This window comes from Paenibacillus sp. MY03, from assembly GCF_002165585.1.
Taxonomy (GTDB): domain Bacteria; phylum Bacillota; class Bacilli; order Paenibacillales; family Paenibacillaceae; genus Pristimantibacillus; species Pristimantibacillus agaridevorans.
In genome coordinates this window covers 1-13573 of the sequence record NZ_MXQD01000011.1, presented here as the reverse complement: position 1 = coordinate 13573, position 13573 = coordinate 1, and the positions used below count along the sequence as shown (strand labels likewise).

Below are 13573 nucleotides of genomic sequence, written 5' to 3'. Positions count from 1 at the left end.
CTATATCAGAGTCCGGGTGCTGCCAATTTTAAATACCGGATTTCGCTTTCACTATTCGTACATTGGCTTTCAAATATCCGAAATGACCATCATTTATAAGGAATGAAGTATCTTTTTAAGCGGGTTTATTCTATATTGGTTAGATTACACTAGCTAACTGGAACGGAGGCTTCTCATGCGACTTACTATGGATCGGCTTGTTCGATATAAGGCATTCCAGAAGCTGACCATATCCTACTTTCTGCTCATCCTTCTCACAGTCAGTCTGCTCTCCACCTATCTCTTTTATTTTTTTTCGAGGAGCGCTATCCAAGAAATAGATCGCAATTCCAAAGCCGTGTTATCCCAAATAAGCTACGCATCCGATGTCGTCTATAACCAAGCCATGACGATCGGCAATTCCTTGCTCACCCAACCGGAGATTACTTCATTTTTGCATGATACGCAGGAGGATAAGACGAGGAATTACCATGTCTTTCAACAATTGTCCCAGATTCAAAGCTCGTATCCGTATATCCACAGTATCGGGATTTATCGACCGTCCACGGCGACGGTCGTCGATACGGCAGGGCTTCCGTTTGATGCTTCGCTCTACGCCATCAGCGCCGAACAATATATGGAGTTTTACCCGAGGAGTCTGACCGTTCCTAATAGCAATCAGAGGGCGCCGCTGCAGTTCCTGACCTTTCTGTTGTACCCGGACTTCTCTCTGCGAGCCACAAATAATCCGCTTATCTACATTAATGTAGAAGAGCAGTCCATCCTGACGACGATCCGCAAAATCGGAAAAACGGATTCAACCAACAACGTGTTCGTCATCAACAAGGAAGGCAAGGTGCTGTCCCATACGGATTCGAATCAGTTTCTGGAGGATTTGTCGGGTACGGGGCACGTGCAGCGGATTTTGGGTCAGGATGAGACGGAGAACAGCTTTACGACGACGATTGATCATAAGAAGCATCTGGTCGCTTATGTAAAGTCCAGGGAACTGGACTGGTATTTTGTGAGCGTTACTCCCTATTCCAGTCTTATCTCTGACATTAACCATCTTCGCAATGTTACGCTGCTTGTGACGGGAGTAATCGTGCTGATCGGCTTGCTTGTATCCATTTTTCTGAGCAAAAGCATCTATAGGCCGCTATCCGCGTTGTTCGAGAAAATCATGCAGAAAACATCCGCTCCGCAGTCGTCGTTTATCGACGAATACCAGGTCATGGCCGATATGTTCGCTTCGCAGGAGGAGAGAGAAAAGTCGATGCAATTCGTGATTAACCGATCATCGCGAACGATTAGAGACCATTATCTGCATTCGCTGCTCAGAAGCCAATCGCCCGACACCTCCGTGCCCGAAGAACTCATTCGGGACATCGACGAGGAGCTTGCCGGGTCCTATTTCTGCGTGATCGTGTTTAAGTTCGATGATTTGGAGCCAGCGAGAGGAGGGGCGGAAAGCGGGCAGAAGTCGCTGCTGCGCTTCGCCCTGGGCAATATTGCGAAGGAAATGCTGGAGTCTCTCGGTACATGCGATTATCTGACTACAGGGGAGAACGAAGGAGTAGCCATTTGCCAGTATGCAAAAAACGAGCGGCCAGAGGAGCTGGTACCCGCCTTGCGCAACGTACAGAGTTTCCTGAAGCGATACTTTAAGCTTACGGTCTCTATAGGGATTGGCGATATAAGCTATGGCAGAAAAAACATCTCGTTTTCCTATAACTCGGCACAGCAATATGTGAAGTATCGACTGATTTATGGAAAAGAGTCGATTCTGGACGCCCAGATAACCCGCCCGCATATCATGACGACCACAAGCTACCCGACCGATTGCGAGAAGAGACTGATCGAAGCCGTTCAATCCGGCAAACCGGACGCCATTCGGGAAGCCGTCGAACAGTTTATCGAGCAAATTTCAGACGGCTCGGTCAATCAGGTGATTACGTACAGCACGCAATTCATGCTTTCCTTGCTCAAACATTTTGATTATTTGCGGCATATTCCCGACTCTAATTTCACGGAGTATCTGGACGCGGTTACCGAAATCGAGGCTGCCGGGAACCTGGAGGAAATCAAGAACCTCTTCAATCGATATTGCGCCAATATTTGCAGTCTGATCGAGGAGAAAAACCACTGGATAAACGCGCAAAAGCACAATATTGTTATTGAGAAGGTTCAAAACTATATTCAGGAGCATTACGCGGAACCCAATTTGTCCCTGGAGCTCGTCTCTAATATTGCCGACTTGTCTCCAAGTTATCTGGGCAAGTTGTTCAAGGGATCGACAAGACAATCGTTCAGCGAATATCTGAATTGTATCCGATTGGAGAAGGCCAAGGAACTTCTGACTTCGACGAGCGAGACGGCCGCAAAAATCAGCGAATCGGTCGGTATTTACAATACGACATACTTTTCGACATTGTTTAAGAAAAAGTACGGCCTGTCCCCTTCGGCTTTTCGGGAGCAGGAGGCGTTGAGGAAAAAAGAAGACGGCAACCAATAAATCCATGATTAAGAATGCACATGATACCGTCCCTTTGGCACGACCATAGGGGATCCCGATATCGGGTCCGGTATAACCGTGCAGTCCAGTCCGAAGATGTCCTTAACGAGCGTGCTGGTCACGACCTCGGACGGCGTGCCTTCGGCCACGAGGTTGCCTTCGTGCATGGCGACAATATGATCGGCATATCGCGCGGATAAGTTGATGTCATGGAGGACCATGACGATCGTTGTGCCTGCCTTGCGGTTTAAGTCGGTGAGCAGGTCCAGAATTTCGACCTGATAAGTAATATCCAGGAAGGTCGTCGGCTCGTCCAGGAAAAGAATATCCGTTTCCTGCGCCAGTGCCATCGCAATCCAGACGCGTTGCCGCTGACCGCCCGACAGCTCGTCGATATTGTGGTTGGCGAATTCGGTAATCCGCATCGTTTCCATCGCTTCGGCTACCGCCGCGTAGTCCTTCTTCGTCCAGTTGCCGAACAAGGACTGGTGGGGGAACCTCCCCCGCCCGACCAAGTCCGTCACGGTAATACCCTCAGGGACGATAGGGGATTGCGGCAGCAGTCCAACCACCCGGGCCAATTGCTTGGGCGGAATTTTGCCCAGCGGTTTCCCGTCGAGCGTGATGGTGCCGGACTCGGGCTTGATCAGCCTCGCCATCGTCTTAAGCAGCGTGGACTTGCCGCACCCGTTGGAGCCGATAATGACGCTTATCTTATGGCTGGGTATGACAAGATCCACGCCATGAATGACTGTTCGATTCTCATAACCGGCGACAACCCGTTCGACCTGGAAGTGATGTGTCGGCTTCATTATAATTCTCCCTTTCGATTCATTCGGACTAACAAGAAGATGAGATACGGCGCTCCAAGCAATCCGGTGATGATGCCTACAGGGAATCTGTAAGGGGTAGCGAATTGTCCGATGAGATCCGCCGCTAGTACAAGGTTAATGCCTACCAGACCCGCAGGGATAATGTTCGAGAAGCCGACTCCGACTAACCGCTTCGCGATCGGCCCGGCAAGGAAAGAGACGAAAGCAATGGGTCCCGTAGTGGCGGTCGCGATGGCAATCATACAGACGGAGGCCACAATAAGCGCGATTCGGGTCTTGTCCGTATCGACGCCAAGGGAAGTAGCCGCTTGCTCTCCTAGCTCCAATAGATTCAACTGTTTGCCAAGCACGATGATGATAGGCGTGCAGATCAATACGGTTATCATCAGGGGCGGCAGCCTGTCCATCTGGGCGCCATTGAGGCTGCCCGTAAGCCACCTTATTGCCGCGGGCAGATCTTGTTCCGCGCTGACCAGCATCAGGTAGGAGATGAGGGCATCAATCATCGCTTGTATGCCGATCCCGACTAGAATGAGCCTTCCGATCGAAAAGGATCTTCCTCGGGACAATACATAGATCAAGATGACGGTGGCAAGTCCTGCAATGACGGATGCTATGGACACGATGGCCCCGCCGGCTTGAAGAATAACGATGCAGAAGACGGCTGCCACGCTGGAGCCTGACGTAATGCCGATCAAGTTGGGATTGGCAAGCGGGTTGCGCAGCATGGTTTGGAACGTATATCCCGCAATACCGAATGCAAATCCCGCAAAAAGCCCTGCCAGCATTCTCGGCAGGCGAATCGTGCTCACCGCGAAGGATACGCCCTTTAGCTGTTCGCCCGACAGCGCACGGATGACGTCCTGTACGGGATAGATGGTGTTGCCTAACATAAGCATGGCGCAGCACAACATACATGCCAGTACCGCAAGCAGGCTCGTCACAAGTATCCATCGGCCGCGTCTCTGTCGCCGGCCTGCCATTATTAGAGCAATTGTCGAATGATTATTGGTCATAATGAACGCACTTTCGATCTCATAGCGACTATGATTAGTATGGGTGCTCCGATAAACGCCGTCACGACGCCAACCTCGAGCTCCCCGGGTCTGCCGATGAGCCTGCCGCCCACATCCGCTATGGTAAGAATACCGGCGCCGGCAATGGCTGACATCGGGATAACAAAACGCAGGTCGGGTCCTATCATTAAGCGGATGACGTGAGTGGATAACAGTCCGATAAATCCTATCGGTCCTGCCAGCGCGGTAGTCGCGCCGCATAATAACACGCCGGCGAGCGCCGCGGCGAATCGGAGCGCTCCTGTCCGAACGCCGAGTCCGGTCGCGGTGTCGTCTCCCAGCGCCAATGCATTGAGGGCGGGCGCCGCGAGGAAGCCGACCAGGAGTCCGACGGCCAAAAACGGGGCGAATGTGCCGATGCCGCTCCAACTGGCCGAACCCACGCTTCCGACTTGCCAGAACCGGAATTGGTCCATGACGTAAGAACGCGGAATCATGATAGCGGTAACTAAGGAGCCGAGGGCGGCGCTTGTGGCTGCCCCGGCCAGAACAAGCTTAATGGGCGTGGCACCGCCACGCCCCATTGAGCCGATTCCGAACACGAACACTGCAGTAAGCACAGCGCCGGCCAAAGCTAGCCATATATATTGATTCGCCGTGCTTATGTTCCAGAACGCGATGCCGCACACCACGAATAACGATGCCCCCATGTTGACGCCCAAAATGCTGGGATCCGCAATGGGGTTGCGCGTGACGGCTTGCATCAGCGCTCCGGACACGCCGAGCGCCGCTCCGCAGCATAAGCTGAAGACGGTGCGCGAGATTCGCTTGCGTACGATGTTGGCCGAGTAGGAGTCCACGTCGGAACGGAATAATCCGTCCATGATTTCCTGGAATCTCAAGGGCTTGGAGCCTAGGGCGAGCGAAGCCAACACGCATACGACAAGCAAAACTATACAAGCGGCCAGAACCAAAGCAAAGTTTTTAGGTATATGCGAGTTAAGCCTGCCCGTGTTCGGAATCGAAGAGCTACTCATTGAGCTTGTCGATTGCTCCGCCGATTAATGCCAGATATTCGTCCATCGTATAAGCGATGGAGAGCGGATTCGGGTTGCCGGATGCGGCCAGCGGCGTGCCGTTGCCGATAAACACGACGGATCCTCGTTGGATCGCAGGGATTTTGCCCAGCAGGGAGTCTGCTTTTACTGCTTCATATAAGCTCTCGTCGCCATAACCGATGATGATATCGGCATCGTTCAGCGCTTCGGCATTTTCGGCGCTCAAAGACAGCGAGTAGGCAGATGGGTCTGTGATTTGACTCGTGACGCTCTCCGGATATTCCATGCCAAGCTCGATAAGGAATGCGCCGCGGGGGTCTGCAGGCGTATACAGGTGCAGCTTGGACATATCTTTAGCCGAGAAGTTGACCCAAACGACTTTTTTGCCTTGCATTTGCGGGTATTTGCTCGCCTCATCCTTGATCAAAGCTTCGGTTTCTTTGATGAGCTTCTCGCCCTCTGCCTTCATGCCCATGCCTTCAGCGGAGAAGAGAACTTGCTCACGCCATGTTGTAGCCCACGGCTTGGATTGGTAAGCGACAACCGGAGCGATTTGGCTCAGCGTTTCATAGTCTTCCGGGGTAATGCCGGAGTAAGCGGCAAGGATGACGTCCGGATTCGCGTCGGAGATGGCTTCGAAGTCCAGGCCGTCTGTATCTTGGAAGATATTTGGATCCGTAACGCCAAGATCCTTGAGCTTCGCGGCTGTCCAAGGCAGCAACCCGCTGTCGTCTTGAACGCCGTAGTTCGCTGCCGAGAAGCCGACGGGAACGACGCCCAGGGCAAGAGCAACGTCATGGTTCGCCCATTGGATGGTTACAACTCGCTCAGGCTTGCTTTCGATAACGGCTTCGCCGAGAGCATGCTTGATGACGATCGGATATTGCGTATCGTCTTTAGCCGGCGTTTCGGTCGCAGCGGCAGGCGCTTCAGCGCTTGTTGTCGGGGAAGGCGACGGAGTGGAAGTAGAGGCTTGACTGGAGCAGCCTGCCAGCGCGATGGCAAGCAATGCGGCAACGAACAACGTGGATAATGAGTACTTGCGTTTGGAATTCATTTGTGTACCTTCCTTATCTTGAAATATATTTTAGCTAACGCTAATTCATGGGATAATAAAGCTTATTAACGATAATGATTATCATAATCATAAAATATATAGTCTTATCGGTGGGTTGTCAATCAAAAATATCCCGAGGCCGGCAGTGGGGATTTATTTGCTGTTTAAAGGCGCGGATGAGACCATATGCGTCTTGTCGCGGAAAAAGCGTTGTCAAATGTGACAAAATGAGCGAGAAGTGGTTGAACGCCATCCCCAGTATGAGTACAATAAAAATGGGCGAAAGACAACACGCTTTGGCCTTCAGGCAAGGATGATCCCTAGTGGAGCAAGTGAAGTCAGTAATAACAGCAATCGGCTGGGGCCTTTCTTGCGCGCCAGGATTAACGATGTGTTCGTAGATTGGGATGCGCATCTCGCTAAGAGCGTCATCGTCTTCGCTCTGCAACCCGTGACATATAAGGTATTAATGAACCAGAGACAGTGCTGGACATAAGCCTGGATAGAAGCTCTGCGAACAAGAGCTGCTATTTGGGCCTTTTTGTCTATATTCCCATAAGAAGGAGGTACAATAATTGTCTTCATTTCAAGAACGCGAGCAACATCAAGTCAGCGAGTCCGATCTAAGACTGGACAGGCTGGCATCTGTCGGCCAGATCGCCGCGGGCATCGCCCATGAGGTTAAGAATCCCCTGACCGCGGTTAAAGGCTTTCTTCAATTGCTTAAACACGAAGCGCCGCATAAGTATTTGGACTTCGCCTACGCGGAGCTGGAAAACGCTATCGATACCATGCAAAATTTATTGCATGTCTCGAAGCCGGATCTGGAGGACGAGCCCTTCGATGACATCCAACTGTGTTCCGAGCTGGAAGCCTTGCTGTACCTCTTTCAAGAACGATCCTATGAGGTATCCATTCAAAAGCAATTCTCGGATTGCGATACGAGAATTTACGGCAAACGGAATCAGTTGAAAAAAGCTTTTTTTAACCTGCTCAAAAATGCCTTCGAAGCCACTGGCGACCACGGAACCATAACCGTCAAGCATTATAAATCGGGCGACAAACTGTTTGTGAAGGTTTCGGATACGGGCGTCGGGATCCCGGAGGGGAAGCTCAAGCTGCTGGGCACGCCATTCTATACGTCGAAATCAGAGGGCACCGGGATGGGACTGACGCAAGTGTTCGCTTCCGTATACGAGCATAACGGGATCATAAGGGTCAGAAGCGAGGTGGGAGCAGGAACGGAGTTTTCTATCGAATTTCCGGTTCATCATCCGACATCGAATCAGTGGGAGGCAATTCCGATGAACGTAAAGTATGTTCAGAACCATAGCTTTCCGGAATTTTATTTAACGAATCAGCCTGAGTTTCTCGAGACGCTCAAGCTGCAGGGCAAAGAAATCTTCGAGCTCATCAATGTGTCCGATATAAGCCCTGCCTCCATACTGGAATCGGCAAATACCGTCGTGATGCTGCTGAATGAACGCAACGAGCAAGGTCTTATCGCGCACGCCAAGGAACATGGGAGGAATTGGGCCAGCCATAACCTGGACTTGATACTGAAGCTGGAATGGATCCAGATGCTCCGCAAAACCTATTGGGATTTGTTGCACCACTACTACGCCAATGTAGAACAGACCGAAATTGAGTTTTTTCAGCTGGAGAGGCAGATCAACTATACGCTGGACACCTACCTGAAACATTTCGCATCCAGCTATGCCGAGTTCAAGAACGAAGTGCTGCGGAATCAACGCGTTATGATCGAGGAATTATCTGTTCCCGTCATTCCGTTGTATGAACATACGGCGATTCTCCCCATCATGGGCACCTTGGACACGGCTCGCATCAAGAAGATTCAGGAGCATGCCTTCGATCGGATCTATCAGCTGAAGCTGAAAGAAATCATCATCGACTTATCCGGCGTTGCTTATATGGACGACAAGATAATGTCGCAGTTGTTTAAAATCGTTAACGGCGCCTCCATACAAGGCTGCAAGGCCATTATGACAGGCATCCGACCAGAAATGACAAGCACGATGGTCGAATTGGGAATTTCGCTGCACGAAAGAGTTGAGACAAGAGGGTCCTTGCAGCAAGCATTAGAAGAATGCGTGCGATCTTACAAGCTTTGACCTTGCTAATTAGGCATAAAATCATTAAGATTAAGTGAGGGTAACAGATATGATGCTATTACCTTATTCTTTCACGCGATAAAGGCTCTCATTCTAGCAATAGCATTTATACGAACTCGGAATTTAGCTGGCCGCAATGAACCAGAGATAGTGCTGGACATAAGCCTAAATAAATGTTGCAATCGCGACCTTTGTTTAGGCTTTTTTTTATTTTTATGGAAATTTCAGGACACAGACTAAGGATGAACTTACAGCATATGAATGATAATCATTTCCAGAACGAAATAGCAAGCCATATTGGGAAAATGCTGCGAGATGCATTCGGCAAAGGGCCTCAGTCCATCTATGTAAGCGTAGACAGGCCTTATATTGTGATCTATCTGCGTAATTTCTTGACGCCTACAGAGAGAATCCTGCTGAATCAGGGACAGCAACAGACCATACGACATACGCGGGACATTGTGATGTCTTGGTTAGTCCCCGAGATTAAGGCCTATTTGCTGGTATTAACCGGTATAAGCAACCTCGATTTTTATTATGACTGGGAGTTGCCTTATCATTCCGGGGTCTTCGTAGGACAGTGGTCCGATGAGAATGCCGCGATAGAAGAGAGTGCTGCGGCAGAAGAGGCCAGGGAGCCCTACACAGGCCAGGAGGAGCTTCATCGCGAGCTGATTCTGATGAGCGGCCGTATTCAAAAGGAGCCGGAACACATTTACTCCCGCCAGTTGAACAAGCGAACGCTGCTGGTGGTCCGGAACGGGATCCTGATCGATCTGAGCAAGGAGCTGATCCGGCTTCGCGACGAGGAACACTTGAAGGAGGCGTTGACTCGTCTCGAGAAACAATTTGTGCGGGATAATAAACATGTGGAGCAAATACTTAATGCGCGAATCGTCGACGTATTCGTTGATTGGGACTTTGGGAGAGATCGAAGCGTCATCGTACTTATCTTAAGCCCGTAGGCATGCTTGGTCAGCTTTACAAGGGCAGCGCCAGGCGGCTGCCAGACCATAGAGAAGGCCTCGGTCTTTATGGAAAGACCGAGCCTCTTTAATGAAATATAGGAAAGCATAAGTTTTTTCTATACTTGGCCTCTATTTCTCGAAATGAAACTTACTTCGCCGCCAAAGGACGGCGACAGCCTACTTACCTTGATCCAGCAAGTGCTTCGTTAGCCACGGTTTGATAAGGGGCAGAACTGTATCCGGCTGCATTGCCTTCGTATGGTCCATATCCTCCCCCTGCAAAAGCGCAATATCCCAGCCCTGTTCTGTCAAAGCCGCTTCATGCGTGCGCAATACCCCCGCGATATCTACCGTCACGCCTCCAAAGTTTTCCCCATATACGATCGTGTCCCTCTCCCCCGCGAAAGCAAGTCTCGGCAGCTTCAACTGCTCATGTATGGACTTGTCATCGAACTCCCGCAGATGGTCATACAAGGTGTAGAATTGTTTCGTTTGTTTGGGATCCAAAGCTATCTGGACGCTGCTCCAATCGAAGCCCTCCGGGCCTTCGGATGTCTGGACGGTTGTATGAGCGTTGTTCTCCTGCCGCAAGGCCTGCTCGTGCGTTCGGGTTGTTACGGTCAGCATCTCCTTGTACGGCCCTTCGAGCGGCGGGAATCCCCCCATGATCAAGCTTTCCAGCCGATCACTTCGAATAGCCAATTGCAAGCCGGCGAGAGCGAGCCAGGAGTAGCCGTAATAGCTGAAGACCGGTACATTCATTTCGTCTGCGATTTGCAGGAAGTCCTGGCAGATGGAGTAAGGAGTCAGCAGCTCCGGTCTGGGATTGCCCATGAGGTGCCCCTCATAGTCGAAATATAAAATCCTGAACCGGTCCGACAGCCCCTCGACCATGTGTTTGCCCAGCTCGGGATCGACGCCCCACATGCGCAAGTTGTCGGCATCCTTGCCGTACACCGATTGCTTGAACACCGGAAGCATAACGACCGGATTTGCAGGATTGCCGGCCAAACCGACCGCTAGCGCCGTACCGTCGCTTAACGATATGTTTTTTTTCAATGCGTTCATTCCTCCTCAGCGGTATCTGTTTCATCTTCTACGATACAACATGGATGCAATCGTTCGGTTTGGTCCGGCAGAATGTAGGTGGTATAATGCAGAGTAGGCTGAATAGTTAACGAAGCACTTTAAGGTATGGCTTGAAGGATGGAGGCGCTAGAGCATGGCGAAGGTCTACACGCCTAGTCAAGTGGCACGGCGTCTGGGTGTCAGTACCACCACCTTAAGAAGATACGAAGAGCAAGGGCTGCTTCCCGACGTGCCTAGAGGCGGGGGCAATCACCGGTGTTATGCATCCGTTCATCTCCAGGCTTTTATCACCATCCGGTGGTTATTGAAGGGCTTTGAAATCCCCTTGGCTTACGATGTCATGAGAAAGATCAAGGGCGGGGAGACAACGGATGCCCTTTGGTTGGTAAACGGGCAGCTGCATATCGCCCAGGAGGAGAAACGGCGCGTCGAGGATATCATTCGAATGGTCCGGCATACGGCATTCGATCGTTATCGCAACGTAAAGCTGACGGATGGGATGAGCATCGGACAGGTGGCGGAGCTAGCCGGAGTCAACGCCTCTGCCATCCGGCATTGGGAGAAGGAAGGGCTGATCGTATCGGCACGGGATCCGGGCAACGGTTACCGGACCTTTACGATAGCCGAGCTTCGCAAAATTTTGGTCATCAGCAGCTTAAGGAAGACGATCTATTATATCGAGACTTTAAAGGATCTTCTGAACGAAATCGAAGGACATCGTTATGCCACGGTCGATCAATCGTTCCAGTACGCCCTTCAGCGGCTGAACGGCAAGCTTGAGGCGCAATTCCATGCGATAGCTGAGCTTATGAAATACATCGGGTTGGTTAGGAGCAATGAGGCATGAAGAAGTGGATGCTTATCGGGCTGTGCTGTCTGTTCGTGCTTCAAGGCTGCGCGGATTCTGACGGCGGAGCTGCAGAAAATCGGGATGAGGAGAGTTGGAGCATGAACGGGAGTCTGAATGAAGAGCTGCTGGCTGCGGCGAAAGCGGGACAAGTGGATGCCATTGCAAAGCTGCTGCAGGACGGGGCAGACATCAATGTACAGGATGGAGAAGGGCGCACGCCTGCCATGATCGCGACCTACAACAACGATATCGGGATGGCGAAGGCGCTGATCGAAGCGGGGGCGGACGTCAATATACGGGACGGGATGAAAAACTCACCGTTCTTATATGCCGGGGCGGAAGGGTATCTGGAAATTCTCAAACTTACGATCGAAGCGGGCGCCGATCCCGCCATTACGAACCGTTACGGAGGTACCGCTCTAATTCCCGCCTCCGAGCACGGTTACGTGGAGGTTGTCCAGGAACTGCTGACGAAGACGGATATCGACGTCAATCATGTCAATAACCTGGGCTGGACGGCGCTGCTGGAGGCCATCATTCTAAATAACGGGAACGAGAGGCAGGAGCGGACCGTGGAATTGCTGATTCGGCATGGAGCGGATGTCGACCTGGCGGACAAAGAAGGCGTGACCCCGTTGCAGCATGCCCGCTCGAAAGGCTTCGCAGGCATCGAGAAGCTATTAGTGGAGGCTGGGGCCAAGTAGGCGGGAGACAGCATATAGGAGGTGTGGCCATGTATTTGGTATCCCAATCGTATCCGCTGCTTGAGCGGGGCGGGCAGATTCCGGAAGAAAAGGCGACAGCCGTGTTCCCGCCGGGATATATGCGGTTTCTCCAGCGCTTCGGCGCGGGGACGTACAGAGGGTGGATGAACGTCTATTGGCCCGATGCGGAAGTGCTGAAGCCATTCGTCGATTACGACCTGTGGGAGCATGACGAGGACAGCCCCATTACCCAGCAGCAGATCGGCGAGCTGATAGCGATCGGGAGCTCGGTGGACGGCGATTTCCTTGCGGTGCATCCACCGACCGGTCAGGTGCTGTGGCTCCCTCGGCATGGGGACCAGTTGCAGCGGCTCTCGCTGGATGTATCGGAGCCGGAAGACGACGAGGCTTATGCGCGTTCGCTGGATGAAATTTTTCGCGTGGTTTACGGCAATGTTCAAGAGGATGAAGTGTATTACGAGCCGCGGTCGGATACAAGGAATCATCTCTTCCTGCGCTTGCCGCCCGATCAAGACAGACTTACGCTGCCGCAGCTGGCGGGTTTGTGCCGCGAAGCCTTTCCGCCGGATCTGGTCATCGAGAACGAATACGGGTGCAAGCTGTTCAATCGCCGGTTAGGCGGTTATATCCGTTTCAATTATGCTAATCGGCAGGAAGTAGCCATGATTTACGAGAAGGATGCCGGACAGCTGCTCGCCGACATCAAGCAGTGGCTACTGTCCCAGGGCTGCGTGCAGTTTGGGCAGTGAATAGCGCAAGTTGACAACGGCTGAAGACGCTGGCGGATCAGGCGGGCGACCAACTAGGCCGGACACAGTGGCCGCGGGTGGCGACCTGTTGCCGGGTGCCCCGGTGCCCAAATAAAGCGGGAAACACTCCGCTATAAAAGGCCGGGCTCGTGCTAGACGGCCGGATAAAGCAGAAAATTCTGCTATAAAAGACTGGGCTCGTGTTAGACGCAGAAATTTTGCAAAGAGCTAGCCTACCTAGATAGAGCCTACCGAAATGGCTATTCGTTGTTCTCGGATTCTCGTGGCACAAGTTGGGCCAAGGATTTTCATAAACAAAGTTGAGTTTCTGACAGAGGGTTGTACGTCAAAAGACACAAAAAGGCCATCCTCAAGTGAGCAACGACAATCCCTCCATTTTTTTAGGTGTGCCTGATTCAGTTGTGGGTGACTTTACCAATATAGGATGCGCTTTGGCTTTAATCGTTTTGGATGCTTACGTGGCCGGCCGCCCTTTTTGCGTCTACCTCGACTCGTTCGCTGCTTCGGCTTCTGTAAGTTCTCTAACATCTTCGACCATGGCTGCTCTAGATAGGCACGAAGCAGACAGATCCATTCGCCGC

General features: G+C 51.8%; 11 protein-coding genes. 6 read left to right on the top strand and 5 right to left on the bottom strand.

All coding sequences use genetic code 11. From position 1 onward, the window contains the following. Nucleotides 1-175: 175 nt before the first annotated feature. Nucleotides 176-2494, top strand: coding sequence for an AraC family transcriptional regulator (locus B1748_RS12765; RefSeq protein ID WP_087568306.1), 2319 nt, complete (start codon nucleotides 176-178; stop codon nucleotides 2492-2494). Between the two features lie 8 nt (nucleotides 2495-2502). Here the strand turns inward: B1748_RS12765 and B1748_RS12760 are convergent, their stop codons facing one another. From B1748_RS12760 to B1748_RS12745, 4 genes are read right to left on the bottom strand one after another with little or no spacing between them, the layout of a single operon-like run. Further along, the gene (locus B1748_RS12760; RefSeq protein WP_087568305.1) at nucleotides 2503-3306 is read right to left on the bottom strand and encodes an ABC transporter ATP-binding protein; all 804 of its coding nucleotides are present in this window, start codon (nucleotides 3304-3306) and stop codon (nucleotides 2503-2505) included. Further along, nucleotides 3306-4343, bottom strand: coding sequence for a FecCD family ABC transporter permease (locus B1748_RS12755; RefSeq protein WP_087568304.1), 1038 nt, complete (start codon nucleotides 4341-4343; stop codon nucleotides 3306-3308). The genes B1748_RS12760 and B1748_RS12755 overlap by 1 nt, the downstream gene beginning before the upstream one ends. Continuing rightward, nucleotides 4340-5380 carry a FecCD family ABC transporter permease gene (locus tag B1748_RS12750; protein ID WP_087568303.1) on the bottom strand — a complete coding sequence of 347 codons (1041 nt, stop codon included), beginning with the start codon at nucleotides 5378-5380 and terminating at the stop codon, nucleotides 4340-4342. Before B1748_RS12750 ends, B1748_RS12755 begins: the two co-directional genes overlap by 4 nt. Beyond that, on the bottom strand, nucleotides 5373-6458 hold the full coding sequence (locus B1748_RS12745) for an iron-siderophore ABC transporter substrate-binding protein (protein ID WP_087568302.1): 1086 nt from the start codon (nucleotides 6456-6458) through the stop codon (nucleotides 5373-5375). Before B1748_RS12745 ends, B1748_RS12750 begins: the two co-directional genes overlap by 8 nt. A 575-nt stretch (nucleotides 6459-7033) precedes the next feature. On the opposite strand from B1748_RS12745, the gene B1748_RS12740 reads away from it, so the two are divergent. Continuing rightward, nucleotides 7034-8590, top strand: coding sequence for an ATP-binding protein (locus B1748_RS12740; RefSeq protein ID WP_087568301.1), 1557 nt, complete (start codon nucleotides 7034-7036; stop codon nucleotides 8588-8590). A gap of 257 nt (nucleotides 8591-8847) precedes the next feature. After that, entirely contained in the window at nucleotides 8848-9555 is a 708-nt protein-coding gene (locus B1748_RS12735; RefSeq protein WP_087568300.1) for a Na-translocating system protein MpsC family protein, read from the top strand. Nucleotides 9556-9735: 180 nt separating this feature from the next. On the opposite strand, the gene B1748_RS12730 is transcribed toward B1748_RS12735, so the two are convergent. Continuing rightward, a complete protein-coding gene (locus tag B1748_RS12730) occupies nucleotides 9736-10617 on the bottom strand; it encodes an alpha/beta fold hydrolase (protein WP_087568500.1) in 882 nt (293 codons plus the stop codon). Nucleotides 10618-10780: 163 nt separating this feature from the next. Here B1748_RS12730 and B1748_RS12725 point away from each other — a divergent pair, with 163 nt between their 5' ends. The 3 genes from B1748_RS12725 to B1748_RS12715 are packed head-to-tail and all read left to right on the top strand — an operon-like array spanning nucleotide 10781 to nucleotide 12971. After that, complete coding sequence (locus tag B1748_RS12725; protein WP_087568299.1) at nucleotides 10781-11494, top strand: MerR family DNA-binding transcriptional regulator; 714 nt, start codon at nucleotides 10781-10783, stop codon at nucleotides 11492-11494. Further along, nucleotides 11491-12201: an ankyrin repeat domain-containing protein gene (locus tag B1748_RS12720; protein ID WP_087568298.1), complete on the top strand. Its 711-nt coding sequence runs from the start codon at nucleotides 11491-11493 to the stop codon at nucleotides 12199-12201. The genes B1748_RS12725 and B1748_RS12720 overlap by 4 nt, the downstream gene beginning before the upstream one ends. 29 nt (nucleotides 12202-12230) lie before the next feature. Then, the gene (locus tag B1748_RS12715) at nucleotides 12231-12971 is read left to right on the top strand and encodes a hypothetical protein (protein WP_087568297.1); all 741 of its coding nucleotides are present in this window, start codon (nucleotides 12231-12233) and stop codon (nucleotides 12969-12971) included. Nucleotides 12972-13573 lie beyond the last annotated feature (602 nt).